This is a genomic window from Shimia sp. SK013 (assembly GCF_001292625.1).
Classification (GTDB): Bacteria; Pseudomonadota; Alphaproteobacteria; order Rhodobacterales; family Rhodobacteraceae; genus Shimia.
The window spans coordinates 233257-259198 of the sequence record NZ_LAJH01000028.1; the positions used below are offsets into that span (position 1 = coordinate 233257).

At 57.0% G+C, this 25942-nt stretch carries 26 protein-coding genes; 12 read left to right on the forward strand and 14 right to left on the reverse strand.

Annotation, left to right across the window (positions count from 1 at the left end; genetic code table 11):
• Positions 1 to 448: 448 nt before the first annotated feature.
• The 4 genes from rpsT to SHIM_RS19510 all read right to left on the reverse strand — a co-directional run bounded on the left by rpsT (position 449) and on the right by SHIM_RS19510 (position 3515).
• The gene (gene rpsT, locus SHIM_RS19495; protein WP_054004363.1) at positions 449 to 712 is read right to left on the reverse strand and encodes a 30S ribosomal protein S20; all 264 of its coding nucleotides are present in this window, start codon (positions 710 to 712) and stop codon (positions 449 to 451) included.
• Positions 713 to 1095: 383 nt separating this feature from the next.
• Positions 1096 to 1872 carry an enoyl-CoA hydratase gene (locus tag SHIM_RS19500; RefSeq protein ID WP_054004364.1) on the reverse strand — a complete coding sequence of 259 codons (777 nt, stop codon included), beginning with the start codon at positions 1870 to 1872 and terminating at the stop codon, positions 1096 to 1098.
• Positions 1873 to 1935: 63 nt separating this feature from the next.
• A complete protein-coding gene (gene mutM / locus SHIM_RS19505) occupies positions 1936 to 2787 on the reverse strand; it encodes a bifunctional DNA-formamidopyrimidine glycosylase/DNA-(apurinic or apyrimidinic site) lyase (RefSeq protein ID WP_054004365.1) in 852 nt (283 codons plus the stop codon).
• Between the two features lie 2 nt (positions 2788 to 2789).
• Complete coding sequence (locus SHIM_RS19510) at positions 2790 to 3515, reverse strand: hypothetical protein (protein WP_152926617.1); 726 nt, start codon at positions 3513 to 3515, stop codon at positions 2790 to 2792.
• 100 nt (positions 3516 to 3615) lie between these two features.
• Here SHIM_RS19510 and ubiE point away from each other — a divergent pair, with 100 nt between their 5' ends.
• From ubiE to SHIM_RS20755, 3 genes are all read left to right on the forward strand, one after another.
• Complete coding sequence (gene ubiE, locus SHIM_RS19515; protein ID WP_054004367.1) at positions 3616 to 4365, forward strand: bifunctional demethylmenaquinone methyltransferase/2-methoxy-6-polyprenyl-1,4-benzoquinol methylase UbiE; 750 nt, start codon at positions 3616 to 3618, stop codon at positions 4363 to 4365.
• Positions 4362 to 5894, forward strand: coding sequence for a 2-polyprenylphenol 6-hydroxylase (gene ubiB, locus SHIM_RS19520; protein WP_054004443.1), 1533 nt, complete (start codon positions 4362 to 4364; stop codon positions 5892 to 5894). Before ubiE ends, ubiB begins: the two co-directional genes overlap by 4 nt.
• Before the next feature lie 296 nt (positions 5895 to 6190).
• A complete protein-coding gene (locus tag SHIM_RS20755; protein WP_446740614.1) occupies positions 6191 to 6526 on the forward strand; it encodes a CBU_0592 family membrane protein in 336 nt (111 codons plus the stop codon).
• A 190-nt stretch (positions 6527 to 6716) separates the two neighbouring features.
• Here SHIM_RS20755 and dapA read toward each other — a convergent pair whose 3' ends face one another.
• Positions 6717 to 7592, reverse strand: coding sequence for a 4-hydroxy-tetrahydrodipicolinate synthase (gene dapA, locus SHIM_RS19530; RefSeq protein ID WP_054004369.1), 876 nt, complete (start codon positions 7590 to 7592; stop codon positions 6717 to 6719).
• 159 nt (positions 7593 to 7751) lie between these two features.
• Between dapA and SHIM_RS19535 the strand changes: the two genes are divergently transcribed.
• Positions 7752 to 9704: a lytic transglycosylase domain-containing protein gene (locus SHIM_RS19535; protein ID WP_054004370.1), complete on the forward strand. Its 1953-nt coding sequence runs from the start codon at positions 7752 to 7754 to the stop codon at positions 9702 to 9704.
• Here the strand turns inward: SHIM_RS19535 and SHIM_RS19540 are convergent.
• Both SHIM_RS19540 and mnmD read right to left on the reverse strand, forming a co-directional pair.
• Positions 9701 to 10573: a DMT family transporter gene (locus SHIM_RS19540; protein ID WP_446740615.1), complete on the reverse strand. Its 873-nt coding sequence runs from the start codon at positions 10571 to 10573 to the stop codon at positions 9701 to 9703. The genes SHIM_RS19535 and SHIM_RS19540 overlap by 4 nt on opposite strands.
• Positions 10570 to 11247 carry a tRNA (5-methylaminomethyl-2-thiouridine)(34)-methyltransferase MnmD gene (gene mnmD / locus SHIM_RS19545; RefSeq protein WP_054004371.1) on the reverse strand — a complete coding sequence of 226 codons (678 nt, stop codon included), beginning with the start codon at positions 11245 to 11247 and terminating at the stop codon, positions 10570 to 10572. The genes SHIM_RS19540 and mnmD overlap by 4 nt, the downstream gene beginning before the upstream one ends.
• Positions 11248 to 11305: 58 nt before the next feature.
• Between mnmD and SHIM_RS19550 the strand changes: the two genes are divergently transcribed.
• Positions 11306 to 12355: an NAD(P)/FAD-dependent oxidoreductase gene (locus tag SHIM_RS19550; protein WP_054004445.1), complete on the forward strand. Its 1050-nt coding sequence runs from the start codon at positions 11306 to 11308 to the stop codon at positions 12353 to 12355.
• Between the two features lie 3 nt (positions 12356 to 12358).
• Here SHIM_RS19550 and SHIM_RS19555 read toward each other — a convergent pair whose 3' ends face one another.
• Positions 12359 to 13162 (reverse strand): FAS1-like dehydratase domain-containing protein, encoded by an 804-nt coding sequence (locus SHIM_RS19555; protein ID WP_054004372.1) that lies wholly within the window; start codon positions 13160 to 13162, stop codon positions 12359 to 12361.
• Positions 13163 to 13206: 44 nt separating this feature from the next.
• Between SHIM_RS19555 and SHIM_RS19560 the strand changes: the two genes are divergently transcribed.
• Positions 13207 to 13605, forward strand: coding sequence for a VOC family protein (locus tag SHIM_RS19560; RefSeq protein ID WP_054004373.1), 399 nt, complete (start codon positions 13207 to 13209; stop codon positions 13603 to 13605).
• A gap of 96 nt (positions 13606 to 13701) precedes the next feature.
• Here the strand turns inward: SHIM_RS19560 and SHIM_RS19565 are convergent, their stop codons facing one another.
• From SHIM_RS19565 to SHIM_RS19575, 3 genes are all read right to left on the reverse strand, one after another.
• Positions 13702 to 14241, reverse strand: a complete 540-nt coding sequence (locus tag SHIM_RS19565; protein ID WP_054004374.1) for an NADPH-dependent FMN reductase — start codon at positions 14239 to 14241, stop codon at positions 13702 to 13704.
• Positions 14242 to 14331: 90 nt separating this feature from the next.
• Complete coding sequence (locus SHIM_RS19570; protein ID WP_054004375.1) at positions 14332 to 14985, reverse strand: OmpA family protein; 654 nt, start codon at positions 14983 to 14985, stop codon at positions 14332 to 14334.
• Positions 14986 to 15111: 126 nt separating this feature from the next.
• Positions 15112 to 15969 (reverse strand): bifunctional helix-turn-helix domain-containing protein/methylated-DNA--[protein]-cysteine S-methyltransferase, encoded by an 858-nt coding sequence (locus tag SHIM_RS19575; RefSeq protein WP_054004376.1) that lies wholly within the window; start codon positions 15967 to 15969, stop codon positions 15112 to 15114.
• Between the two features lie 141 nt (positions 15970 to 16110).
• Between SHIM_RS19575 and SHIM_RS19580 the strand changes: the two genes are divergently transcribed.
• The 5 genes from SHIM_RS19580 (at position 16111) to SHIM_RS19600 (ending at position 20040) form a co-directional block, all read left to right on the forward strand.
• A complete protein-coding gene (locus SHIM_RS19580; protein ID WP_152926618.1) occupies positions 16111 to 16656 on the forward strand; it encodes a TetR/AcrR family transcriptional regulator in 546 nt (181 codons plus the stop codon).
• The gene (locus SHIM_RS19585; protein ID WP_082358480.1) at positions 16653 to 17501 is read left to right on the forward strand and encodes a sterol desaturase family protein; all 849 of its coding nucleotides are present in this window, start codon (positions 16653 to 16655) and stop codon (positions 17499 to 17501) included. Before SHIM_RS19580 ends, SHIM_RS19585 begins: the two co-directional genes overlap by 4 nt.
• Before the next feature lie 88 nt (positions 17502 to 17589).
• On the forward strand, positions 17590 to 18363 hold the full coding sequence (locus SHIM_RS19590; RefSeq protein WP_054004379.1) for an ion transporter: 774 nt from the start codon (positions 17590 to 17592) through the stop codon (positions 18361 to 18363).
• Positions 18364 to 18412: 49 nt separating this feature from the next.
• Positions 18413 to 19057, forward strand: a complete 645-nt coding sequence (gene nth, locus SHIM_RS19595) for an endonuclease III (RefSeq protein WP_054004380.1) — start codon at positions 18413 to 18415, stop codon at positions 19055 to 19057.
• A complete protein-coding gene (locus SHIM_RS19600; protein WP_054004381.1) occupies positions 19054 to 20040 on the forward strand; it encodes an adenosine kinase in 987 nt (328 codons plus the stop codon). The genes nth and SHIM_RS19600 overlap by 4 nt, the downstream gene beginning before the upstream one ends.
• Positions 20041 to 20219: 179 nt before the next feature.
• Here SHIM_RS19600 and SHIM_RS19605 read toward each other — a convergent pair whose 3' ends face one another.
• Positions 20220 to 21797 (reverse strand): DUF5928 domain-containing protein, encoded by a 1578-nt coding sequence (locus tag SHIM_RS19605; protein ID WP_054004382.1) that lies wholly within the window; start codon positions 21795 to 21797, stop codon positions 20220 to 20222.
• A gap of 146 nt (positions 21798 to 21943) precedes the next feature.
• On the opposite strand from SHIM_RS19605, the gene SHIM_RS19610 reads away from it, so the two are divergent.
• Positions 21944 to 22762, forward strand: coding sequence for a sulfotransferase family protein (locus SHIM_RS19610; protein ID WP_054004383.1), 819 nt, complete (start codon positions 21944 to 21946; stop codon positions 22760 to 22762).
• Positions 22763 to 22851: 89 nt separating this feature from the next.
• Here SHIM_RS19610 and SHIM_RS19615 read toward each other — a convergent pair whose 3' ends face one another.
• Both SHIM_RS19615 and SHIM_RS19620 read right to left on the reverse strand, forming a co-directional pair.
• Entirely contained in the window at positions 22852 to 24006 is a 1155-nt protein-coding gene (locus tag SHIM_RS19615) for an ABC transporter substrate-binding protein (protein WP_054004384.1), read from the reverse strand.
• A 47-nt stretch (positions 24007 to 24053) separates the two neighbouring features.
• On the reverse strand, positions 24054 to 25937 hold the full coding sequence (locus tag SHIM_RS19620; RefSeq protein WP_054004385.1) for an AMP-dependent synthetase/ligase: 1884 nt from the start codon (positions 25935 to 25937) through the stop codon (positions 24054 to 24056).
• Positions 25938 to 25942: the final 5 nt, after the last annotated feature.

Sequence of the window (25942 nt, forward strand, 5' to 3'; positions counted from 1 at the left end):
ACTAGGAACGGTAGAAACGCTCAAAAAACCGCTCTGCCGACCCAAATTCTAGGTCGGAGATGCGACACGATGGTTTCGTGCGTGGCGGTGTGGCGTCCGTTCCCCCCAAGGCGATGTGACTCGCTGATCGAACCTAGCAAGTGCGCTGCGGCCCGAGCAACTGATCTTCGAACTTGACTCGGGCTTTCACAAAAAAGAATCTGCGGTGCCTAGGTCAAGTTATTGGTATGTATGGGTTTTCCACAAAAAATCCTAATAGAAGATTAGGTGCCGTGACGCCTGTTTTTCTGGCAGAAGAAACAATTTCTGGCTGTGGATAAGATTCGTTTCCGGAACCATGCGCGTGCAGCATATTTATGCTGCAAATGCGTCTCTTTTTTAGTGCCGGAGTGGCAAGGCACCGCACCGGATGCGGAACCTTACAAAGTTTTCTATGCGCGTAAACGCCTTAGGCGATCGCTTTGACGCGCGCAGCAAGGCGCGACATTTTGCGGGACGCTGTGTTCTTGTGGTAAACGCCTTTGGTCACGCCGCGCATCAGCTCTGGCTGAGCCGCGCGCAAAGCTGCGGTCGCGTCTTCTTTGTTGCCGGATTCGATCGCTTCCTCAACTTTACGCAGGTGCGTACGGATGCGCGAACGACGGGCTTTGTTAACTTCAAGACGGCGCTCGTTTTGACGTGCGCGTTTCTTTGCCTGGGGAGAATTTGCCATGATCTGTGACCTTTACTTGGTTCGGTGCGTTAGTGAATGCGTGCGACGTCCCGAACAGGGCCTCTCGTTCCTCGGAGAGAATCAGATCAAGCCAGAGCGGGCTGCACGCGCATGTATTGCGGCGTGTCATACAGGTTCTGGCAGGGAATGCAAATCTGATTTGGCTTTTACCGCTCGTGCATCCGCGAAACTTTGGCGACGGGGGTGAACTTCTGCCGAACATGCACGGGTCTCTTGATCGGCTTGGACGCAATCCAACACGTGGCTGGGCCGTTGAGACAAAGCGCCCCACTTTGCCCAGGCAATACACCGATGGCGTGCCCCACAAACAAAATGACCGCCCAACTGGACGGTCATTTAAGTTTCAGATCAGGTGGAATCGCTTACTTGTCGCGAAACTGCGGCTGACGTTTTTCGATGAAGGCGGTCATGCCCTCTTTCTGGTCTTCGGTCGCAAACAGTGCGTGGAACGACCGCCGTTCAAACAGCAGACCTTCTGACAAGGTGCTTTCGAAGCTGCGGTTCACGGTCTCTTTGGCGGTGCGCGCGGCGATCATCGATTTCTCGGCGATCTTTTGGGCCGCGGCCAGTGATTCTTCCATCAGCTTTTTGGCAGGCACCACGCGGCTGACGAGGCCGGAGCGCTCTGCCTCTTCGGCGTCCATGAAGCGGCCCGTCAGGTTCATGTCCATCGACTTGGCCTTGCCCACTGCACGGGTCAGTCGTTGGCTGCCGCCGATGCCGGCGATGACGCCGAGGTTGATTTCAGGTTGGCCAAATTTGGCGTTGTCCGCCGCGATGATGAAATCGCAGGCCATCGCCACTTCGCACCCGCCACCAAGCGCATAGCCGGATACGGCTGCGATGATCGGCTTGCGGATGGCTTGGATTTCGTTGCCAAAGGCGCCAAACAGGTCCGACAGATTCACGTCGGCAAAGCTCATTTCTGACATCTCTTTGATGTCGGCGCCGGCAGCGAAAGCTTTTTCGGAGCCGGTGAGCACGATGCAGCGCACCTTGTCGTTGGCATCAGCGTCTCTAAGGGCGGTCATGACCTCACCGATGAGCTGTTGGTTCAGCGCGTTCAGGGCATCGGGGCGGTTGAGTTTGATGAGGGCCACGTGGTCCTCTACTTCGACGATGATCGTCTCAAAAGCCATGAGTGGTGCTTTCGTTGTTCCAGTCAGGAGTGATTCCTTACCATTTGCGGCAGACGGATCAAGTTATCTTTGGCATTGCGGGCAAAAGAAGGATGAGCGTCCTGACTGGGTGATTCGGCTGATTTCGCCGCCACAATCGGGTGTCTTGCAGGGCTCGGCTTCGCGCCCGTAAACGTCGAAGCTGTGCTGAAAATATCCAAGTTCTCCATCGGCTTGGCGGAAATCACGCAGTGATGAGCCGCCGGCGTCGATCGCGTCTGACAGAACCTCGCGGATGATCGGCACAAGGCTGCGCGTGCGCTTAGTAGAAAGTTCGCCTGCCTTACAAATGGGCGAAATGCGCGCGCGATAAAGCGCCTCACAAACATAGATATTGCCCAAACCGGCAACAATGCGTTGGTCCAGCAGCGCGGATTTGATCGGGGTGTTGCGGCCGGCGAGTCGGTCAGCGAGGTAGGATTCGTTGAAATCGTTGCCCAAAGGCTCCGGCCCGATCTTTGCCAGCAATGCGTGCGCGTCCGCGGTGGCGGTGTCCAGAAGATCCATCGCGCCGAACCGGCGAGGATCGTTGAAGGTGACGCGTGCGCCGTTGTCCATGTCAAAGACCACATGGTCATGTTTCTGCGCAGGCGGGTGATCATGCACAAATTGCCCCAAAGGGTCGCCCGAGACCGTCATGCGGCCCGACATGCCAAGGTGAACAAGCAGAGTCTCGCCTGTATCGAGGTCCGCGAGGATGTATTTTGATCGGCGGCGCAATTGGTTGACCGTAGCCCCGGTCAGGCGATCTGCCATGCGATCCGGAAACGGCCAGCGCAGGTCTGGGCGGTTTACGTGGGCTTGGGCAATCACGGCGCCTTCCATGGCAGGGGCAAGGCCGCGGCGGACGGTTTCGACTTCGGGCAGTTCAGGCATGGTCAGTTTTCCTTGGGGTGAGTGTCCCACATGAAATCATGTTCATAATAGGCGTTTGCCGCCTTGAGAATTTTCTTGGTGCCTGTCATTGCAGCGGGTAGGTCGATATGACGTTTGCGAACAAAGGTAAGTCTATAAGTTGTTGGACTAATTCCGGTTAGAATTCCCACGCCTTTGCGCATACTGATTTCGGAGAGTGGAATGGGAAGCGTTCGTCGCTTGGGAAAGATACCGCCTTTCACTGAAAGTGCGCCTTGCTGAAGTTGGATGCGATATGTCGCGCAATGAAAAGCGCTGACCAGTCCGATCACCACAGAACCAATCGCGAAGGCTGCATTGCCCAAAATTGCCCAAACGGGATCGGATGGGCCGGCTTGGATCGTGAGGCTCGCGATATACACGCCGACTCCCACAAGGCCAACCGCTGCAAAGACGTGTCCAACCGGATAACTTGAAATCACAGAGCCGTCTTGTTTCGAGTTCTCAGCGTCCGCACCAATCCAGACTAAGCCGGAGAAGAAGGCAATAAAACCGCCCGTAAGGATGACTATAAATATTCCTGCAGTCAGTCCTTCGAAAGAGCGGGCGCCCCAAAATCCCAGCGCCATACATACCGCGCCTACGATGGCGCGAGACAGAAAGCGGTCCGGAAAAATGGATAGGGTCATGAGTTCACGAGACTGGTTATTGGTTACGCCGACTGTGGCGGGGAATTGGGTGGCGTACAACCGCCCGACCGAAAGATCGACGCGGCCTCTCCTCAAACGCCGCATTGTGCCTTTTTCGCCAGAGGGATATGTAGAGTCGCGAACCACAAGGGACCGTGTGATGACCCAGACTGACGACACCACGCATTTTGGCTTTGAAACCGTGCCGGAGTCGGAAAAAGCCGGCAAAGTTCAGGGCGTCTTTGGCTCTGTGGCGTCCAAATATGATGTGATGAACGATGTCATGTCGATGGGCATCCACCGCATCTGGAAAGATGCGATGATGGATTGGTTGGCGCCCCGCCCCGGTCAGAAGTTGCTTGATGTGGCTGGTGGCACTGGCGATGTGTCGTTTAAGTTTCTCGATCGCGCGGGCCACGGTCATGCCACGGTGTGCGATCTGACCGAGCCGATGCTGGTGGAGGGCCGCAAGCGGGCCGAGGCGGCGCAGATGGCGGACAGTCTGGATTGGGTCACGGGCGACGCGATGGCGCTGCCGTTTGGGAACAACACCTTTGACGTCTACACCATCAGCTTTGGCATCCGGAACGTAACGCGCCCGCAAGAGGCGCTTAATGAAGCCTACCGCGTGCTGAAACCTGGCGGACGGTTGATGGTGTTGGAATTTTCACAGATTCCCAATGACATGATGCAGAAAGTCTATGACCTTTATTCGTTTAATGTCATTCCCCGCATGGGGCAGATGATCGCGAATGACCGCGACAGCTATCAGTATCTGGTGGAAAGCATCCGTAAGTTCCCCGATCAGGAGACGTTTCTGGACATGGTGCGGCAGGCGGGTTTTGAGAACGCCAAATACCGCAACCTGACAATGGGCATCGCGGCGCTGCATTCTGGGTGGAAACTGTGAGGGGTCCTCACAACATTATCCGATTGATCCGCACGGGCGCCACGTTGGAACGCTCGGGCGCAATGAAAGTGGTGCTGGACGCGTTTGAAGCACCCAAGTTGATGCGGGTGGTGTTGCGCGGTTTGACCTGGCCGTTTCAATGGCTGGGCATCAAGGGCGATCCTGATGCGCCGCCTCTGCCGCGCGCGTTGACGGCGTTGGGTCCGGCCTACATCAAGTTTGGTCAGGTTTTGTCGACACGCCCCGATGTGGTGGGCGGCGATCTGGCCACCGAACTGCGGGTTTTACAGGACAAGCTGCCGCCGTTTGATATGGCCACCGCCAAAGCCGAAGTGCAAAGCGAGCTGGGCCGGTCGGTCGATGAGATATTTTCCGAGTTTTCCGAGCCGGTTGCGGCGGCGTCGATTGCGCAGGTGCACCGCGCGCGTTTGGCAGAGACCGGAGAAGAGGTCGCGGTGAAAATCCTGCGCCCCGGCGTGGAGAAGGCGTTTCGCAAGGACATCGATGCTTTCTATTTTGCGGCCAACACCATCGAATTCCTGTCACCGGGGTCGCGCCGCTTGCGGCCGCGCGATGTGATTGAACATTTCGACCATGGCGTTTCCTCAGAGCTTGATCTGCGGATTGAAAGCGCCTCTGCCAGTGAATTTGCGGCCAATACCGTGAACGATCCCGGCTATCAGGTGCCTGCCATCGTATGGGAGCATTCGGCCAAACGGGTGATGACGTTGGGCTGGGCCGAGGGTACGCCGATTGGCGACAATGATGCGCTTGATGCGGCCGGGCATGACCGTCACGCGCTGGGCAATCGGGTGTTGGAGCTGTTCCTGAACCACGCGCTGCGCGACGGTTTTTTCCACGCCGACATGCATCAGGGCAATATGAAGGTCGCGGCGAATGGCGATATCATTGCGTATGATTTTGGAATCATGGGGCAGATCGACGAATACACCCGTCGGGTTTATGCCGAGATCCTTTTTGGGTTCATCCAGCGCGATTACAGACGCGTTGCCGAGGTGCATTTTGAGGCCGGTTATGTGCCTGCCGATCAGGATGTGGACGAGTTCGCCCGCGCGCTGCGCGCCGTGGGGGAGCCGATCTTTGGCATGGACGCGACCCGTATTTCGATGGGACGTCTGCTGAGCTATCTGTTTGAGGTCACCGAGCGATTTGGCATGGCCACGCGGACCGAGCTGATCCTGTTGCAACGCACAATGGTGGTTGTCGAGGGCGTATCGCGCTCACTGGATCCACGGGTGAATATCTGGGATGTCGCCAAGCCTGTGGTGTCTTCCTATATCGAAAAAAGCATCGGCCCGCGGGCTGTGCTGGGTGATCTGGCCAAAACCGCACGGGTCCTCAGCCGCTTTGGCCCGCGTTTGCCGGGCATTGTCGAGGGCGTTCTGATGAAGCAGAACGAAACCCCGATGCGGCCTCGCGATAACTTCTGGCTTTGGATTGTGCTGACCGGCGGAAGCGGCGCGGCGATTGGCGCCGTAGCTGCGGTTTGCGCGATTTGGCTGATGTGAGCATTCGCTCTTGCCATCAAATGTGGCGGGTGTGAACGTTTAGGCCCGCGCGTTCAGCCTCACACCCTTTCAGGTGATTTGGTCGAAAAGGCTTGGGCGCGTTTTGCTCCCCTGTTTTCAAAGATCCTCTCTTCCGGAAAACCCTACTTTTTTCGCGATTTTGACCAAAAAGTAGGGCATTCCATACCAATTTTATCCTTACAATAAAGGATGTTACGCCGGTTTTTACCCTGTTTGGGGTATGACATGGCGCTGGGCGAAATCTTAGGGTGTGGGTGCAAACAGGGAGAGGTTTTGTGTACGAGTTTTTAGATGTTCTACGGCAACACCCGGACGTTCTGCAAAAGGTCGGTGTATGTGGATTTTCCCTCTACATTTTGGCGTTCACATGCTTGCAGACTGGCAAGGTCTGCGGCAACAGCGCGCTTTACACTGGACTTGTTGTTTGTGCGGCGTCTTGTGTTCTGATCAGTCTGGCCTCCGCCTTTAACCTTGCCGCCTTTTTGATCCAGTCGAGCTATGTCCTGATTGGCTTGTTCGGGCTCGCGAGGCGGTTTGTGAAGTGGCGGTCAGATCGTGCAGCTGGACGGGCTCAGGTGTTCCCCAGCCATTCCGTCACGCCCGGACACTGATGTTAAAGAGTGGTCTCTCCTGATCAGCGCTTTGTTGGCTCCCCATCAGGCACTGGCAGAGAAAGCCCCGGTTTTGGCCGGGGCTTTTTTGATGTCGGATGTGGTGGGTTGAAACACGCGAATGGATTGCCGCCCGACGACGGCAACCATTTTTTTGCAAAGACACGATGGCCCTTAAGATCAGCGCGCGTTAGTTCAGCAGACCAGCGTGACGCATGGCGTCATCCATTTTGGCTTTGGTGTCGTCTGACAGACCGGTCAGCGGCAGGCGGACCTCGTCAGAACACAGCCCCAAACGTGCCATACCGTATTTCGCGCCGACCAGACCCGGCTCCGTAAAGACCGCCTGATGCAGTGGCATCAACTGGTCCTGAAGCTCCAGTGCTTTGGCGTAGTCGCCTTCCAGCGTGGCGGCTTGGAATTCTGCACACAGGCGCGGCGCAACGTTGGCGGTCACAGAGATGCAGCCCACGCCACCATGGGCGTTAAACCCGAGTGCTGTGGCGTCTTCGCCGGACAGTTGCACAAAATCCTTGCCGCAGGTGATGCGCTGTTGCGGCACGCGCGACAGATCACCGGTGGCGTCTTTCACGCCGACGATACGGGGCAGTTTCGCCAGCTCACCCATGGTGTCGGGCATCATGTCGACAACCGAGCGACCCGGAATGTTGTAAATGATGATCGGCAGGTTGCAGCAATCGTGGATGGCGGTGAAATGCGCAACCAGACCGCGTTGAGTTGGCTTGTTGTAATAAGGCGTGACCACGAGCAGCGCATCGGCGCCAACTTTTTCGGCGTGTTGCGCCAAACGGATGGCTTCGACGGTGTTGTTGCTGCCAGCGCCTGCAATAACCGGCACACGACCAGCGGCGGCGCGCACCACTTCCTCGACCACGGCTTCGTGCTCGGCATGGGTCAGGGTGGGGCTTTCGCCGGTGGTGCCCACGGGGACAAAACCATTGCTGCCTTCGCCGATATGCCATTCGACCAGCTTCTTCAGCGTTTCCAAATCCAGCTCGCCGTTCGTGAACGGCGTGACGAGTGCGGGGAAAGACCCTTTGAACATGACACGCTCCTTTTTTGCGTAGCTGGGCGGAAACGCCCGTTAGAAATCGCGCGGACCCTAGCGGTTAGTCGCTTGTTTGCCAAGATTGTGAGTTGTGGCAATTGGGTGCGCGTTTTATCGTGCGGGTTCTATCCGTTCTGGCATAGGAAAAAGCAAGCCATGTTGCGTTCTTTTCTGGCTCTCTGTCTTGCGCTTGCAGTAAATTTTGCAGCGCCAAATCTGGCGCTTGCCGATCTTTCGACGGCAATGGATGCGGTGCGCGCCCGTGATTGGGACAAGGCAATGTCCGAAGTGCGCCGAGAGGATCAGATCGCGAAAGACATCGTGGAATGGCACCGTTTGCGCGCGGGCAAGGGCCGCCCTGATGAGGTGCTGGCCTTTCTGGAGCGACGCGGCGACTGGCCCGGTCTGCCCTATTTGCGCAAACAAGCTGAGGAGTCGTTTTTTGGTGTTAGCCATGAAATGGCGATGTCGTTCTATGTGCACGGCAGACCGCAAACCGCACAAGGCGCGTTAACCCAGGCCGAGGTTTTGCAAGCGGCCGGTGAGAGTGGCACAGCGCAAGCCGGCATCGTGCAGGCGTGGCGCACGATGGCGATGGATAGCGAGACACAGGGCGTCTATTTGCAACGGCACGGCAAGCTGTTGGCAGATCACCACACCGCGCGGCTGGACGCGATGTTGTGGAAGGGCTGGAAAGAAAATGCGCGCCGCATGTACAAACATGTGCCCGGCGAATGGATTGCGCTGTCGCAGGCGCGCATTGCGTTGCGGGATCGGGCGGCGGGCGTAGACGCATTGATTACTGCGGTGCCTGACACTTTACAGGATGACGCGGGACTGGCTTATGAGCGGTTTGTCTGGCGGCACCGCAAGGACCTGAACGATCGGGCGATCGAACTCATTTTGGCACGTTCAAAGGCGGGAACGTTGGGCGAGGCTGAGCGTTGGGCCACCCGTCGGCGATCATTGGTGCGCAACCAGATGCGCGCGGGCAATTATCAGACCGCCTACGATCTGGCAGCAGTGCATGGCATGTCGCCTGATGCGGGCTATGGGTTTTCCGATTGTGAGTGGCTCGCGGGCTATCTGGCGTTGCGGTATCTGAACAAGCCCGAGACGGCGGCGGCGCATTTTGTGCGCTTTGCGCAATCTGTGGAAACGCCGATTTCGCTGGGTCGCGCGGGGTATTGGCTGGGCCGTGCTTATGAGGCGATGGGCGACGTCGACACGGCGCGACAGGCCTATGTTGCCGGTGCGGCGCATCAGACTAGTTTTTATGGGCTTTTGGCGGCGGAAAAGGCCAACATGGCCGCTGATCCTGCGTTGCGCGGCGATGAATCCTTTTCCAATTGGCGTGAAGCGGCGTGGACAACAACCAGCGTGCACAAAGCGGCGCGGAAGTTGCTGGACGCCGGAGAGCTGTCACTGGCGGAGCGGTTCTGGCTGCATCTGACCGAGAGCCTTGACCGTCCGGCGTTGGGTCAGATGGGCGAAATGGTGCAGGATTTGGGCCAACCACACATCGCGGTGATGATGGGTAAGACCATTGTGAAACGCGGCATCACCTTGCCGGGCCCGTATTACCCGCTGCATCCGCTGGTGTCGCAGGATTTGCCGGTGGCGGATGAGCTGTCATTGTCGATTGCGCGGCGCGAAAGCGAGTTCGATCCTGTGGTGGTCAGCCATGCTGGCGCGCGCGGGTTGATGCAGCTGATGCCCGGCACAGCGCGCGAAGTGGCACGCGACATTGGGGAGGTTTACGTGATGGGCAACCTGACTTCGGATCCCGAATACAACGCGCGGCTTGGTAGCGCCTATCTGGCGGGATTGGCCGAGCAGTTTGACGGCAATATCATCATGATTTCCGCCGGATATAATGCAGGGCCGCATCGGCCCAAACGTTGGATGGCCAACAACGGCGACCCGCGCGGAGGCTCGGTCGAGGCGATGGTGGACTGGATCGAGATGATTCCGTTCAACGAGACGCGCAATTATGTGATGCGGGTGTCAGAAAGCCTGCCGGTCTATCGCGCGCGGCTCGGAAAGGCGGCTTTGCCGATGCCGTTTGGTCAAGAGATCACAGGCGGCACCATTCGGGTCATTCGCTAACTTCGAGTGCGCTGTTCCCGCCACCACGTGAACAGGCCTGCGCCAACCACCACTGCTGCGCCGATGGCGACATTTGCCCGCAAGGTTTCACCGAAGGCGACCATACCCAATGCCGCAGCAAAAGGCAGCTGCAGATAGGCAAATGGTTGCACCGCGCTGGCTTCGGCGGCCTCATAAGTTTTGATAAGCAGCCAGTGGCCAAACACGCCGGAGACGCAGAGCATCCCCATCCAAAGCCAGTCGCGTCCAGTCATCGGCTCCCAATAAAACACACCGATTGCAGTCATCACGATGCAGCCGACGGTGCCGGTGTAAAACAAGCTGGTGGCAGAGCTGTCGCCGCGCGACACATAGCGGGTCATCAGGCCATAAACGGCAAACATCAAAGCGCCGAGCAAAGGAATCGCGGCCACAGGAGAAAACACGCCTGAACCGGGTTGCAGGATGATCATCACGCCAATGGCGCCGACACCGATCGACACCCAGCGCCGCCAGCCGACCTTTTCGCCCAACACTGGGCCGGACAAGGCGGCAATCATTAGCGGATAGCAGATGAACACGGCATGGGTCTCGGTCAAGCCCAGCAACGTAAACGACAAAACCGTGACGCAGATTTCCAGCGCAAGCAGCGCGCCGCGCAACGACTGCAGCACCGGAAAGCGGCTGCGTACCACGCGGGCCAGCCCGCCTTGTTGCCGCACAGCCAAGGCCACGACGAAGGCGGCAAAAAACCAATAGCGGATCATCACCACAAAGTAGGTGTTGTAAGTCTCGGCCAGATGTCGCGAGAACCCGTCCTGCATGGCAAAAACAAACGTCGTCAGGCACATCAACACAATGCCGCGCCGATTGTCCGCAACCATTGTCATGCCGGCGCCTTGACGCAAGTGGTCATGTGGCGTTTGCGTCCAAATCCGGGGACGCGCGTGACTGAAAAACCCGCGTTCGCCAGATTGCGGCGGACGAACCCGGCGGCGGTATAGGTGGCTGCTGTGCCACTTGATGTGGTGTGGGCGCCGACTTGCGCCATCAGATTTGCATCCCAGAGTTCGGGGTTTTTGGCTGGCGAAAACCCGTCAAGAAACCATGCATCGGCGGCAAAACTCTCCGCCGCCAGCGTTTCGCGCGCATCACCAAGGATCACGCGTGCATGGATGCCCCCGAGCGTCGATAGCGTTTTGTCTTCGGCCCACGCTGTGACAAGCCGGTTCGCATAACTGCCCATTTCGGGAAAGGCGGCAAGGGCGCGGGCCATCTCGTCTGCGGTCATTGGAAAGGCTTCAAAACTGGTGAACGTCAGCGGGCCGGCGTGGCCCGCCTGTTCCCACGCCATCCACGCAGTCAACAGGTTCAATCCAGTACCAAACCCCAACTCAGCGATGTGAAACCCGGGGGCAAACCGTGACGGAAGATCGTTGCCCGCCAAAAATACATGGCGCGTCTCGGCCAGCCCGTTCTCAAGGCTGAAATACGGGTCATCAAACCGGGTTGAGACCGGAATGGCCTGATCCCGCCAGTCCAATTCTGCGTGCTGGTCGCCCATGTCGGTATGCCTTATTGAAAGATCAGATGAGCTTTGGGCGAAGGCAGGCGATTTGGCAATGGGTTTGGCAGCAGATGTGACGGTTGTGGGTGCGGGGGTGTTTGGTCTGGCCAGCGCGTGGGCTTGTGCAAAGCGCGGCGCGAAGGTGCGTGTGATCGATCGCACCGGCATTGCGGCGGGGTGCAGCGGCGGCGTTGTGGGTATGCTGTCGCCACACGCGCCCGAGCGTTGGAATGAAACCAAGGAATTTCAGTTTCAGAGCTTAATCAATGCGGAGCCATTTTGGCGCGAAGTTGAGGCCATCGGCGGCGTCTCGACAGGATATGACCGCGTGGGACGGTTGCAACCGATCGACACGGAGCGCGCTCTGGGTCTTGCACAGGAGCGAACAGAAAGTGCGCGTGAGTTTTGGCAGGGCAAAGTGCACTGGCGCGTTATTAAAGCTGACACGGCAGGCGATTGGGCGCCGCAAACAGCCAGCGGCTTGTTGATTGAAGACACGCTGAGCGCGCGATTGCATCCACGCCGTGCCTGCGAGGCCCTGGTTGCGGCCATCCGCGCCAAAGGCGGCGTGGTGGAAGTCGGCGCAGCGACGGATCTGCGCGGGCAGGTGCTCTGGGCAACGGGCGTTGCCGGTTTAAAAGAGCTGAGCGAGGCCAAAGGCAAAACCGTCGGCAATGGCGTCAAAGGGCAGGCGGCGGTTTTTGGATTGGACGCAGGTGGCGCACCGATCACTTCTGCGGGTGACGTTTTGGTGGTGCCGCATGCGGACGGCACCGTGGCCGTTGGGTCAACATCTGAACGCGAGTATGCGTCACCTGACGCCACCGACGATTTGCTCGAAGATCTGATCGCGCGGGCCTGTGAGGTTTTTCCCATGCTGGCCGCCGCACCTGTCATTGAACGGTGGGCCAACCTGCGCCCGCGCGCCAAAAGTCGTGCGCCCATGCTGGGTGAACATCCGTTGCACAAACACCAATTTATCGCCAATGGAGGCTTTAAGATCGGCTTTGGCATGGCGCCTGGCGTGGCTGAAACTATGGCGGATCTGGTGCTGGACGGCAAAGACGCCATTCCCGAACGGTTCCGCCCCGAAGCTTCGCTTTGACAGCTATTCGGCCTTGGCGGTCATAATCTGCCGCCCGTCCGGCCCGCGCACCCAACAGGCGCCGTCTTTTCTCCAACAAAACGTTGCCGTCTCAAAATGCATCAGCGGTGAGACCGCGCGGAATGCAAACCGCTTGAGCGCGCCAAGTTGGCGTTCGGCCATCAACATCAAGAGCTGCGCAAGCAGAGGGCCATGCACCACCAGACCGCCATACCCTTCGACATCGCGGGCATAGTCGAGATCATAGTGGATACGATGGCCATTGAAGGTCAGCGCCGAATAGCGAAACAAAAGCGTGCTGTCGAAAGCCTGCGTTTCGGCAAACACCTCATCGGTACGCGCCATAGGCACGGCAGGCATAGGCACGGCCGGGTCCGGGTCTTCGCGATAAACCAAATCCTGAAACTCACGCACACACAGTGTTCGGCCCTGCGTTACCTCATGGCACAGGGTTGCAAACGCCAGGGGTCCACTGCGCCCATTTTTGTGATTTGCCGACTTCAGCGCGGTGGTTTTGGTGGCCACTTCGCCAGCGCACAGCGGCGCAAAGAACTCCAATTGCCCGCCGGCCCACATGCGGCGTGGCAATCCCATGTCAGGAATAGCGCCGCCAACCTTAGGGTGCCCGTCACGACCCAACGCGGACGGCGGCTGAGGGTCCCAGAAATACAACTGGTGAAAGAACGGCAGCAGCGCATCGCCCGCCGAAACCTTATCAGAGCGCCCCAGCGCAGCCAGAAACGTCTGCGCGCGGGCCGGATCTAGAATGTCGCTTTGACGCAAGATTGCAGGACTGTCATGGTTCATCACGTCAGGCTAGCAGAGCCAATCCAACGCACAAGGGGCGGCACATGCCACAGGTCACATCTCTCGATCATCTGGTGCTGAGCGTGACGGATATTGCCCGCACAATCATCTTCTACACCGATGTTCTGGGCATGCAGGTCGAACAGTTCACGCCCGCAGACGGCAGCACGCGCTGGGCGCTGAAGTTTGGCGAGCAAAAGATCAACCTGCATGACGCTTCAACGCCATTTGCGCCGCACGCGACAAAGGTGGCCTCAGGCACCGCAGATCTGTGTTTTCTGACCGGCTCAGACATCGCTGATTGGCAAACCCACCTCGAAACTCTGCAGGTTCTCATTGAGGACGGCCCAATCAAACGCACCGGCGCGCAGGGACCGATCCTGTCGATTTACATCCGTGATCCGGACGGCAACCTGATTGAAATCGGCACGCGGCCCAGCTGATCTTCCTTTTGCCAAAAATATCCCGGGGATGAATTGGCGCAGCCAAGAAGGGGCTGGCCCCTTAATGCTTGTCAGCAACGAGTTCGAACGCCCTTGTTAAGAGGTCACGTCAGCTTTCAAAGCGTCCATCAATGTGGTGACCGAAGCCGCGGAGCGATCGCTGACAAAGCGGCCATTGTCGTCAAAGGCCTTTCCACTGTCAGCTATCCCGACTTCGGGGGCGAGCGCGATACGGGGACGAAACGCAACGAGGCAGGTTCGCAACATGGTCTGCGCTCGTACACCTCCCGCGCGGCCGGCGGCGGCGCTCATGATGGCGACAGGTTTGTCGACCAAAGGTTTCTCGGAATGGCGGCTGATCCAGTCGAGCGCGTTTTTCAGCACGCCGGTCACCGCGCCGTTGTATTCGGGAGTAGAGATCAGCACCGCGTCGGCCGCCGCTATTTGGCGGACCAGCATGTCCACCAAAGCCGGGATGCCATCGCTGTCCTCAAGATCACCGTCATAAAGCGGCAGGTTTAGATCGGCTTGTGCATAGGTGTCAGCGCCGTAAAGGCGGGCAGCTTCCCGCAGAAGGGCGGAATTGGTGGAGCCTGCGCGCAACGCGCCGGACAGGCCAAGCAAGGCATGTGGCATGAAAGTTCCTGTTTTCTGTTCGCCCTTGATACGTAACAACAAAGGCGCCGCTTACAAGCGACGCCTCCTAGATTGGTCCTGCGGCGCGGATCAGACTGCGTTGGGCAAGATCACGATTTCCACGCGACGGTTCTGGCGGCGGCCTTCGTCGTCCAGATTGGAGGCGATCGGTTGGTCTTCGCCGCGACCGATGGATTCGATGCGCCCGAACGGTACGCCGCCGTCCATCAGCACGTCAGCCACCGCATTGGAGCGGCGCTGCGACAGTCCCTGGTTGTGGGCTGCGGAGCCGGTGTTGTCAGTGTGGCCAAGAATTTGCACGGTTGTGTCCGGATAATTGTTCAGGCTGGTAGCGACTTTGAACAGATCGTCCTCAAGGCTGTAGCTCACGACATCGCTGTCGACCTCAAACAGAATGTCTTGCGGCATGGTCAAGATCAGTCGGTCGCCGGTGTTTTCGATGCCCACGTCGTCATCCAGCGTTTCGCGCAACTCGGCGGCTTGTTTGTCGAGTTGGTTGCCAATCAGTGCGCCGGCACCTGCGCCAATGGCGGCACCCACCAGCGGGTTGCCATCGGTGACAGCGGCGACACCGGCACCAAGGATGCCGCCAAAGATGGCGCCACTTTTGGTGTTGCGGTGGTCATCGCGGTCTTCCGCGCTGCCAGTGACATAGGCGGGATCGGTACAGGCGGTCAGCGCCACAAGCGACGCGCCGCACAGAGTCAGGGTAAGTCTTTTCATCTCGTTGCCTCAAATTTGGTGCCGATTGTGTCGGCTTTTGCCAAATTTATAAGACATTCTGGCTTTTGCCCCAAGGCTTTCCCGCGAATTGTCGGCGAAAACACGCCGACCTTTAGAGTCAGGTGGTCAAGCCTCGGCCCGCGCGGCCTCATAGGCCAGCAGCGCCCGCTTGACTGGTACGCCCCAATGATACCCACCAAGCCCGCCGGACTTGCGCATTGCGCGGTGGCAGGGGATCAGCCAACTTACCGGATTGCGCCCCACCGCAGTGCCCACGGCCCTCACAGCACGCGGATTGCCAATGGCGCGGGCGATTTCCGAATAGGTGGTGACTTCACCTGACGGGATACGCATCAGGGCTTCCCAGACTTTGATCTGCAGGCTGGTGCCGATCATATAGACGGGCACCTTGTCCAGACCGCCTGTTTCAGCCTGAAATGCGGCCAAAACCCATGGGCGCAGGAACATCGGGTCCTCAATGAGGTTTGCGTTGGGCCAACGCGACGCGAGATCTTCCATCGCCGCCTCTTCGCCCATCTCGGCGGCAAAACCGATACCACACAAGCCTTTGTCGGTACCCATCACCAAGGCAAGGCCAAACGGGCTGTCAAACCACCCCCAATAGATGGTGAGTCCCGCGCCTTTGCGTGCGTATTCACCGGGGCTCATGGCCTCCCAACGCAAAAACAAATCGTGCAAGCGGCCCGATCCTGACAAACCCACAGAGCCTGCAGTTTCCAATGTCGTGAAATGGTCTCGCAACAGCACTTTGGCGTGGCCAAGGGTCAGGTATTGCTGGAATTTTTTTGGGCTGACGCCGCTCCATTTGGTAAAGAGTCGCTGAAAATGCGCGGAGCTCATACCCATTTCGCGGGCCAGATCATCAAGCGACAGACCTTCGCCGCCTTCGGCGCTGTGCGCGTCAATCAGCTCAATCGCGCGGCGCATGACGTTGTAATGATAGCCTTCGCTCATGTCGTTCATGACAGCTCTCCTTTGATGTCAAAGTAGAGCTTGCGGATGCCTCAATCGACCCGAATCTTGCGGATTTTCCAGTTTTGACATTGAAGTCTCAATTGAGACACTTATGTCTCAATCAGGCACAAGGCCTTGTTGGAGGGTTTGATGATTGAGAAAACTATAGAAGCTATTCTGGACGCGGCGTTTTCAGTTTTTGAGGATGCACCGACAGCGACGTTGGCCGATGTCGCGTTAGAGGCCGGCGTTGGCCGCGCGACATTGCATCGCCATTTCAGTGGTCGGGATGAGCTAATGAGCGCCTTGGCCATGCAGGCCATGCGCGAACTCGACGAGGCGTTTGAGGCGGCGGCGACTGATGCTGAAAACTATACCGACGCGTTGCGTTTGGGGCTTTCGGCGATGATCCCATTGGCAAACAGAGCGCGGTTTCTGGAAGCCGGACCAGTTGCGGACACGCCACAATTGGCGGCGGAATCCAAGCGTCAAAGGGCGGAGATGATTGCCGCCATTGATCAGGCCAAATCCGAAGGTGGCTTTGCCGCGGAAGTCCCCAGCCCTTGGGTTGCCGAGAGTTTCGATGCGTTGCTCTATGCGGCCTGGGAGATGGTCAAAACCGGAGAGGCCACACACAAGCAAGCCGCCGATTTGGCGTGGCGCACACTGACAATTGGTGTGGGAGGCGCAAAATGACTCCTGACAGTTTTATGGAACTGGCCGGACAAATTGATGATGTGACATTCATCATCGCGGCGGCGATCCTGTTGATCGAACTTGCCGAGGCATGGTTCAAAGGATCGCTCAAAGGCAAAACTCTGCTGGAAATGATCGCCAGCGCCAGCACGCAGATCCCTTATTTGCTGGTCGAGGTTGTTCTGATGACCGGCGCCTATGCCACGCTCTATGTGGTCAGTTTTGAATTTGTGCCGTGGTCGATCCCCACGACATGGCCGTGGCTTCTGGTGGCGCTCATGCTGGCAGATTTCACCTATTATTGGGAACACCGCATTGCGCATCAGGTACGGCTGTTGTGGACACAGCACGCGGTGCATCATTCAAGCCGGGACTATAACATCGTGACCGCCGTGCGGTTTGGACCGCTGGAAAGCCTATGGTCGCTGATCATGCACATCCCGCTGGTTCTGATCGGGTTCAGCCCAGATGTGGTGCTGGGCAGCGTGATCGTAGTGCTGGGCTATCAAACGTGGTTGCACACGGAACTGATTGGCAAACTGGGGCCGCTTGAGTGGGTTTTGAACACCCCTAGCCATCATCGGGTACACCACGGCAGCGATGCCAAGTACCTGGACAAGAACTATGCAGGCATTTTGATCATTTGGGATCGGATGTTTGGAAGCTTTCAGGTTGAGGAAGAACGTCCGCGCTACGGGCTGACCACTGATTTTGATAGCCAGAATCCTGTGAAGGTCTGGTTCTCTGAGATCCCCGGACTGTGGCGCGATATCAAAAACGCCAAGACCGGGCGCGAGCTGCGAGGCCGATTGTTTGGCCCGCCGGGGTGGAAACCTGATCCCTGAAGCAGCGAATGTGAGGCGCGCGTCTTGCGAAAGGACGCGCGCCTCACATATGAAGTCCTCAAGAGTGCCGCGCAAACAGAGGGATCGCATGGACCTGAGAAACAAGATCGGCGCGTTCATCGACCGCCCAGCATTCAGCAACTTCATCCTTGGTGTGATCCTGTTCAATGCAGTGATTTTGGGTATGGAGACGTCCAAACCGATCATGGCGGCGATTGGGCCTGTGTTGCTTGTTCTGGACGACATTTGTTTGGCGATTTTTGTCGTCGAGATTTTGGCGAAATTTTACGTACACCGCGGTCAGTTTTTCAAAAACGGCTGGAACCTGTTTGATCTGGTGATTGTCAGCGTTGCGCTGGTGCCGTCGGGTGGCGGTTTGTCTGTCTTGAGGGCGCTCCGCATCCTGCGCTTGTTGCGCGTTGTGTCGGTTGCGCCGTCGTTGCGGCGCGTGATCGAAGGGCTGCTAAACGCGCTTCCGGGCATGGGTTCCGTGTTTCTGCTGATGGCGCTGATATTCTACATCGGCGCAGTTATGGCGACCAAATTGTTCGCCGCCGCCTTCCCACAATGGTTCGGCACACTGGGCAGTTCCGGCTACTCGCTGTTTCAGATCATGACGCTGGAAAGCTGGTCGATGGGCATCGTTCGTCCCGTGATGGAGGTCTATCCCTATGCGTGGATGTTCTTTGTGCCGTTCATCCTGTTGACGACATTTGTGGTGCTCAACCTTGTTGTTGGTCTTGTGGTGAACTCGATGCAGGACGCGCACCATGTCGAAGCCGAAGAAGAGACCGGAAACTATCGTGACGAGGTTCTGACGCGGCTTGATAAGATTGAGGCGATGCTGAAAGGCAAGGTGTGATGCGGCCGCATGCTTGCGCGATGCGGGTCCTCATGCTTTAGAAACACTTATGGCAAAGCAACTTGACTATCACACGATCCGCGAGATTTTCACCCGGTTTGAAGCGGCAGAGGCCGAACCCAAAGGCGAACTGGACCACGTCAACGTCTATACGTTGGTCGTGGCAGTCGCCTTGTCGGCGCAGGCCACAGATGTTGGGGTGAACCGTGCAACCAAAGACCTGTTCAAAGTGGCGGACACGCCGCAGAAGATGCTTGATCTTGGCGAAGAGCAACTGATCGAGCACATCAAAACCATTGGCCTTTATCGCAACAAAGCCAAGAACGTGATGAAGCTGAGCAAGATCTTAGCGGAAGACTACGATGGCGAGGTACCCAATTCCCGCGCGGCGCTGGAAAGCCTGCCAGGTGTCGGGCGCAAAACCGCCAATGTTGTGCTCAACATGTGGTGGAACTATCCGGCACAGGCTGTGGACACGCATATCTATCGCTTTGGCAACCGGTCGGGCGTGTGTCCGGGCAAGGATGTGGTCGCCGTGGAACGTGCGATTGAAGACAATATCCCTGTGGACTTTCAACAGCACGCACATCATTGGATGATCCTGCACGGCCGCTATGTCTGCAAGGCGCGCAAGCCTATGTGTGGAAATTGCCTTATTCGCGATCTCTGTCAGTTCGAGGACAAAAATCTATGAAACAGTATCAGGTTGTCGGCATCGGCAACGCCATCGTCGACGTCATCAGCCAATCCGATGACAGCTTTCTGGATCTGATGGGGATTCAGAAGGGCATCATGCAACTGGTGGAAAAAGAGCGTGGCGAAATGCTTTATGCTGGCATGACCAACCGCACGCAGGCGCCGGGTGGATCGGTGGCGAACACGGTTGCCGGATTGGGCGCCTTGGGTCTTTCGACGGCCTTTATCGGACGGGTGCACAATGACGCGCTGGGCCAGTTTTATGCCAAAGAAATGCAAGCGGGTGGCACAGATTTTGTGAACCCGCCGGTTGCGGGTGGTGATCTGCCGACCTCGCGCTCGATGATCTTCGTGTCTCCGGACGGAGAGCGCTCGATGAACACTTATCTTGGGATTTCCTCAGAGGTGGGGCCGGAAGATGTGTCCGACGACGCAGCTGGTCAGGCACAGCTTCTGTTTCTGGAAGGCTACCTCTACGACAAGCCCAAGGGCAAAGAGGCGTTTGAACGTGCGGCCAAGCTGTGCCGCGATGGCGGCGGCAAGGCAGGCATTGCGTTGTCTGATCCCTTCTGTGTAGAGCGCCACCGCGACGATTTCCGGCGGCTGGTGAAGGAGCTCGACTTTGTGATCGGCAATGAGCACGAATGGGCGTCTTTGTATCAGACCGACCTGACCGCAGCTCTGGAACAGGCTGCGCAGGATTGTGGCATGGTGGTGTGCACCCGTTCAGGCAAAGACGTTGTTCTGCTGTCTGGCGATGAGGAAGTTAGGGTGGCCGTCAACGAGATCGTACCGGTCGATGCCACTGGGGCAGGGGATCAGTTTGCGTGCGGGTTCCTTTACGGCGTGGCGACGGGGCAAAGCCTTGAGACAGCCGGGCGAATGGGCTGTGTGGCCGCCGCCGAAGTGATCAGCCACTACGGCGCCCGTCCTGAAGTGGACGTCAAAGAGCTGTTTCGCAAAGAGGGGCTGTTGGGCTGAACTCAGCAATGGTTGCGTCGGTGGCATCTTTTGGGGAGCCTCCGGCGGAGGTATTTTGAGAACAAAAAGCCAGGGTGCTTGGTTTCAGGCTCAAAGAGCAGCTTTGAGCGCGGCCTTAGGTTTTGGGAGCAACAGCGCGGCAGTGGTTTCCAAAGCGGCGGGAGCGCGCTCGAGATGGATCAATCTGCGAAAAGGTAATTAGTAAGGGCGATTTTTTCTGCGACTTCCGGCGGGGCTGTCAGAAACTGTTCCAGCGCCTGAATGTGGTCAGACACGTCGTCGGCTTGCCGCAGGATGTTCAGGTTGTCAAAATCCGCGTCGCGGATACGATCGCTTTCGTTCACGATATCACGCCGGATCGTTGGCATCAGGCGTTCCAGAGTGTCCTGCGGTGTCTGTTCTCCAGCAAGGCCGATACGCGTAGCGTGGCCCCTGAGGTAATCGTCGGTGAACTCACATTGGATTTCCATCATCCGCGTGGTGGAGCGATCCCCAAAGAAGTCTTGCATGAGATCCATAGCGGACGGATCAAGACAGACCACCAATCGGTTGGTGTCATAATAGTCAAACAGCATCCGCATTAATGCGCGCCGGTGGCGTGTACGTTTGCCAAGCGTTGATTGGATGCCACCCAGATCCGGCAGTGGCGTGCCTTCTTCATTAAACAGATAGGCGATGGTCGGAATGTCGGTTTCCTGTCCGATCTGTTCAAGCAAACGCTTGGCAACGTGCCACTTCTTGCACACCAACAGCATCAATTCGCGGTCCCGACCCAACGAGCTTTCGGTTTCCCAAAACCGACTTGCAAAGCGTTTGCCAACGCGGCCACGACCGGTCAGGAACTTGAACAGGCTTGGGCCTTCGGCGGAGATTTGGAAACCTACGTCCTTTTCCGCATACAAAGCGCCGAGGCGTTCTTTGAGTTCGATCGCTTCTGGGCTGATTTTGCGGGCAAAAAGATAGTCCTGACTGAGCAGCAAGTCGTAGTGGTCGTTATAAAACGTCAGCGGCATGCCGTAGTCGGAGAACATCAAGAAGGTCAGCGTGCGCGTGCGGATTTCTGTGGCCGGCACCAAGTGGCGCACGATGGTCTGGAAAAAGGTTTCATCCGGAATCCAGGTGGTGCGGAAGAACCGCATCACGTCGCGCCTTTGTTGGGTAAAGTTGAGAACAGCTTCGATGGTCTGGCGCCGCAGGCACCACCATTGGCTGCCGATCATCACTTGAATGTCCGCCGGAATTTCACGGGTCAGGCCCAGTTTGCGCTGCACATTGAATGCAGCATAGAAACGCCGTTTTTGGGTGCGTTCATTGTAGTAGTGGCGATAGATCAGCCGTTCTTCTTTCCAGCCGGTCTTGATCCAATCGCTTTCTAAATAGTCAAAACTCTCGATGAAATCGACGTCGTGATCGTCCAGAAAATCATGGATGTATTCCGAGGATTTGATCACCATGCAATCGCCCGAGACCATATAAAAATGGGTCGCTCGCGGGAATTTTTTGACTGCGGTTTCCACCGCATAAAGCGTCGCTTCCACCAGCGACCATTCTCCCCAGCCGCATTTGATGCGTTTGTGGGCAAACGCGACGTTGGGATTATTTCCCAACGCGGTCGTGATGGCCTTAAAATGCTCTGGATTGGCACGCGCGTCAAAGTGGATGGAGATGTAGTCGCCGGTTGCCGTCAGGCTTTCAGCCTGCTTAATAATCGCCTCAGGATCCTTGTGGCACAGCAAAATATACGCAATTCGTGCCATAAACTTCCGTGATCCCCTCTTTGACGATATGGTTTTATCCATTTAAAGATGAAGACGCATTGAATAAACAGGCTTTGTTAGGATTTTTTTATTTCTGACAGGCGACTACCGACGGTAACAACCGCGGACTTCAGGAGGCGAGTAGGATGGGTTTTCCGGGAACTTGGATGACAGAGAGCGAAAGCGTGGTGTACCGCGTGGTGCCAAAATGCGCCTGCTCAACCATTGGCCAGATCATGTTTTATTCGGATCACGGCGAATTTTTCGACGGTGACATCCACGACGCCAAAGGCGGTTTGCACAAGTGGGCGCTGGAAGAAAGCCATCAGCCGATCATCGACAACGTGCAAGCGCACAAATCATATGCGTTTACCTGTGTGCGCAATCCCTACACCCGTATTCTGTCGTCGTTCTTTGACAAAATTTGCGGCATTCAGCGCAACGGTAAACGCTATCGCGGCAATCTCGTGCCAATGCTGATCCAGAAATATGGCATCGAAGTGGGTGGCGAGGACGGCAAACAGGAGTTTGACCAGATCCAGAGCTTTCGCCGGTTTCTGCTGTTTGCGCGCGACACCATCCGCTGGCGCCGCCCGATGGATCCCGACATTCACTGGTCAGCAATGTCAGGTCACGTGTCGACATTCATCGTGAACGGTGGACAATACGACAAAATCCTTTGGACCGAAAAATTCAACGACGGCATGCAGGAGGTGCTTGAAAACATCGAGCCTGCACATGCGATTGATCTTTCGGGCATTCCCCGGTTCAACGAAAGCGAGGGCCACGGGCCCAAACGTGCGCATCCGGTTGAGGACTACTTTGACGATCTGTCGATGCATCTGGTCTATGAGATCTACAAACGAGATTTCAATCTGTTCAAATATGATTTCGAAAATCCGGGCAACAAGATGCCAATCGGAGAAATCGATCTGGACGAGGTGCACGCCAAGTTGGGTGACTGAGGACCAGAGCGGTCTCTGCGGGACCTTGTGAAACGAAAAAAGGCGGGCCAAAGGCCCGCCTTTTTCAGTCTGTTTCGTTCAGCCAAAGCTTACTGACGAGATACCAGTTTCCAGCCACCACCTTCGACGATGGAAATGGTCACTTCGTCCACACCCTGGTGGTCGCCCGCGCCATATTTAACCATGGCATCGGTCAGCTCGTCTTTGTACTCAAGGCTTTCCATGCCAGCCGCAAAGCTTTCATGTGTCAGGTTTGGACCTGCCGCTTCGAGTGCGCGTACAACTGTGTCGGCACCGGAATAGCCCAGCATCGCAAAACCGCTTGCTGGCTGGTTATACTTGGCTTTGTAGTCCGCGATGAATTTGCCAGGAACGGCCTCGCCAGCGCGCGAATACAGATCAACCCAACCCGCAGCTGCATACAGACCATCGGTTACGCCGCCCGGCACCATGGCAACCGGCTCAAGGAAGCCAGCAGAGGTGTTGAGGAATTTGACGTCGGTCCAGCCCAGTTTCTTGGCGGTGCCAACCACTGTGATGCCTTGACGCACACCCAGAGCCATTGTGATCACGTCACATTCGGCGGCTTTGAGTTTGGTCAGCGAGCCAACAAAGTCCAGTTCATCGGGTTTGTGTGTGGTTTCGCCACCCAGTGTCAGACCAAGGCCTGCAGCCACATCTTTGGTCGACTCGGCGATCTCTTTGCCGAAGTCAGACGGGATATACATGGTGCAGATCTCTTTGGCGTCAAATTCGGCAGCGAGGTACTTCACGCCAACCTGAACCTGATCCCAATAGCTGGAAAAGCCGATGAACTTGTTGTCGATCGGGTCCTGCAACATCTGACGTGCAGACGACAGCGGGCCAATATTCGGGATGCCTTTAGGGTCCAAAAGCTTGAAGCCCGCGATGTTCATCGGTGTGCCAAGTGACAGCAACATGCCAAAGACTTTGTCGCGGTTCAGCAGCTTGTTGTAGCCCTGCATGGCGCGCGGGATCTGGTAGCCGTTGTCCTCCACAACGAATTTGATCATACGGCCGTGGATACCACCTGCGGCGTTGACCTCGTCAAAGCGCATATTTGCGCCGTTCACAGCTGGAACACCCACTGCAGCAAAGATGCCGCTGAGGTCGTTCACAGATCCGAACACAACTTCAGTGTCTGTCACACCCTGCGTCTCTGCAAAGGCTTGAGACGAAAGCGCCATTGCGCCTGCCGCGACTGCGGTCGTCAATTTTTTCATGTCTTCCTCCCGTTGGAATAGTGGTCTTGAGCCACAATAAAAATAGCTTAATACATTTCCTCGATAAGTCCCGCGTGTTTCTTCTCTACGAAACTACGCTTGAGTTTCATGGTTGCGGTAAGCTCTTCGTCCTCCGCCGTCAGCAGAACATTGATCAGGCGGAAATCCTTGATCTGTTCCACTCGGGCGAATTCTTTGTTGACCTCATCAACCTCCCTTTTGATGAGATCCACCACCTCCTGTGCCGCGCAAAGCGAGGCAAAATCAGAGAATGGCACCTTCAGGTCCTGCGCGAATTTCTCGACGTTTTCCTGATCAATCATGATCAGGCACGACAAGTATTTGCGCGCATCGCCAATCACCACTGCATCAGAGATATAGTGGCTGAACTTCAAACGGCTTTCGATTTCCGCCGGAGTGATGTTCTTGCCGCCTGCGGTGATGATGATGTCCTTAAGGCGACCGGTGATCGACACAAAGCCGTCCTCGTCCACCTTGCCGACATCACCCGTTCGCAGCCAGCCATCGTCGGTGAAAGTCTCCACCGTCTTTTCGTTGTTGCGCCAGTAGCCTTGGAAGTTGTTCAGGCCGTAGGTCTGAATCTCGCCATCCTCGGCAATGCGCACTTCAAAGCCGGGAACAGCTTTACCCACCGTGCCGATTTTGTTGTCATCGGGCAGGTTGATCGAGGCGATACCGGCGTTCTCGGTCATGCCGTAGCCTTCGAGAAGCTGAACCCCAATGGCCCAATACCAGCGGATAAGCTCTGGCGAAATCGGGGCCGCGCCAGTGCCGCCGCGTCGCATTTTGTCCATGCCCAACATGCGACGCAGGTTGCGCAGCACGAGGAAATCCCAGATCGCATAGTTGACTTTGGTCACAATTGGCACCGGCTTGCGGTCCAACAGGTAATCGGCACGTTTCAAACCTGCCTTGATCGCCAACTTAAAACACAGGCGCCCGATTGGGGTCGCCTCTTGAGCCAGAACCAGAACGCGGGAATAGACTTTTTCCCAGACACGCGGCACGGCGGTAAAGTGCGCGGGGGAGACTTCTTGAAGGTTGTCAAAGACGGTCTCGGTGCTTTCGGCAAAGTTCACCGTGGATTTGCCCGCAATCGGGAAATAGGCCGACACGTTGCGTTCCAGAATGTGACAGAGCGGCAGGAAACACAGCTGCTCGTCGTCGTCATGTGTGGGCAGCGCGTGCGCACCCGACACACAGCCCGCGATCACGTTCTCCTGAGACAGCATCGCGCCTTTGGGGGCGCCGGTTGTACCGGAAGTATAGATCAACAGACCCGTGTCTTCGGGCTTGGCTTTGGCGATCTCATCCTCAAAGAAACCGTGGTTTTCCGCATCAAAGGCGCGGCCGGTGTCATAGAGTTCGTCCAGAAAGACGCATTTTTCGTGGCGAAGATCATGCAGGCCATCGGGGTCGAGAATGATGATCTTTTCGACTTGGTTGGCCCGATCTTCGATCTCAAGGAACTTGTCGAGCTGTTCGTCGTTTTCCACAAACAGGAACCTGCTGCCGCTGTCGCGCAGCAGGTATTCCAACTGGCTTGCGGAATCCGTTGTGTAAACACCGGACGCGATGCCGCCGACACATTGGATGCCCATGTCGGCATAAAGCCATTCCTTGCGGTCTTCCGACAGGATCGACACCACTTCGCCACGCTCCAGACCGAGGGCGCGCAGGCCTAGACCGATCCATTTGGCGTGGGTCCAATAGTCTTTCCACGAGTAGCTTTGCCAGATTCCGAAGTCTTTTTCGCGGTGTGCTGTGCGATCGCCCAGTTGTTCACAGCGTTTCTGAAACAGACCCACCACGGTGTCGCAGCCATCCACAAGCGCGGGGCGTTGCCCCGGTGTGGCGGATACGATGACGCCGTTGATCTCGATCTGGTCGGCATTTGTGTGCACGTTCATTGCAT

Bases quoted from the DNA above. Each gene is read 5' to 3' on its own strand.
- rpsT (WP_054004363.1), bottom strand. From the start codon at position 712: ATGGCAAATTCTCCCCAGGCAAAGAAACGCGCACGTCAAAACGAGCGC.
- SHIM_RS19500 (WP_054004364.1), bottom strand. From the start codon at position 1,872: ATGGCTTTTGAGACGATCATCGTCGAAGTAGAGGACCACGTGGCCCTC.
- mutM (WP_054004365.1), bottom strand. From the start codon at position 2,787: ATGCCTGAACTGCCCGAAGTCGAAACCGTCCGCCGCGGCCTTGCCCCT.
- ubiE (WP_054004367.1), top strand. From the start codon at position 3,616: ATGACCCAGACTGACGACACCACGCATTTTGGCTTTGAAACCGTGCCG.
- dapA (WP_054004369.1), bottom strand. From the start codon at position 7,592: ATGTTCAAAGGGTCTTTCCCCGCACTCGTCACGCCGTTCACGAACGGC.
- SHIM_RS19535 (WP_054004370.1), top strand. From the start codon at position 7,752: ATGTTGCGTTCTTTTCTGGCTCTCTGTCTTGCGCTTGCAGTAAATTTT.
- SHIM_RS19540 (WP_446740615.1), bottom strand. From the start codon at position 10,573: ATGACAATGGTTGCGGACAATCGGCGCGGCATTGTGTTGATGTGCCTG.
- mnmD (WP_054004371.1), bottom strand. From the start codon at position 11,247: ATGGGCGACCAGCACGCAGAATTGGACTGGCGGGATCAGGCCATTCCG.
- SHIM_RS19550 (WP_054004445.1), top strand. From the start codon at position 11,306: ATGGGTTTGGCAGCAGATGTGACGGTTGTGGGTGCGGGGGTGTTTGGT.
- SHIM_RS19555 (WP_054004372.1), bottom strand. From the start codon at position 13,162: ATGAACCATGACAGTCCTGCAATCTTGCGTCAAAGCGACATTCTAGAT.
- SHIM_RS19560 (WP_054004373.1), top strand. From the start codon at position 13,207: ATGCCACAGGTCACATCTCTCGATCATCTGGTGCTGAGCGTGACGGAT.
- SHIM_RS19565 (WP_054004374.1), bottom strand. From the start codon at position 14,241: ATGCCACATGCCTTGCTTGGCCTGTCCGGCGCGTTGCGCGCAGGCTCC.
- SHIM_RS19570 (WP_054004375.1), bottom strand. From the start codon at position 14,985: ATGAAAAGACTTACCCTGACTCTGTGCGGCGCGTCGCTTGTGGCGCTG.
- SHIM_RS19575 (WP_054004376.1), bottom strand. From the start codon at position 15,969: ATGAACGACATGAGCGAAGGCTATCATTACAACGTCATGCGCCGCGCG.
- SHIM_RS19580 (WP_152926618.1), top strand. From the start codon at position 16,111: ATGATTGAGAAAACTATAGAAGCTATTCTGGACGCGGCGTTTTCAGTT.
- SHIM_RS19585 (WP_082358480.1), top strand. From the start codon at position 16,653: ATGACTCCTGACAGTTTTATGGAACTGGCCGGACAAATTGATGATGTG.
- SHIM_RS19590 (WP_054004379.1), top strand. From the start codon at position 17,590: ATGGACCTGAGAAACAAGATCGGCGCGTTCATCGACCGCCCAGCATTC.
- nth (WP_054004380.1), top strand. From the start codon at position 18,413: ATGGCAAAGCAACTTGACTATCACACGATCCGCGAGATTTTCACCCGG.
- SHIM_RS19600 (WP_054004381.1), top strand. From the start codon at position 19,054: ATGAAACAGTATCAGGTTGTCGGCATCGGCAACGCCATCGTCGACGTC.
- SHIM_RS19605 (WP_054004382.1), bottom strand. From the start codon at position 21,797: ATGGCACGAATTGCGTATATTTTGCTGTGCCACAAGGATCCTGAGGCG.
- SHIM_RS19610 (WP_054004383.1), top strand. From the start codon at position 21,944: ATGGGTTTTCCGGGAACTTGGATGACAGAGAGCGAAAGCGTGGTGTAC.
- SHIM_RS19615 (WP_054004384.1), bottom strand. From the start codon at position 24,006: ATGAAAAAATTGACGACCGCAGTCGCGGCAGGCGCAATGGCGCTTTCG.
- SHIM_RS19620 (WP_054004385.1), bottom strand. From the start codon at position 25,937: ATGAACGTGCACACAAATGCCGACCAGATCGAGATCAACGGCGTCATC.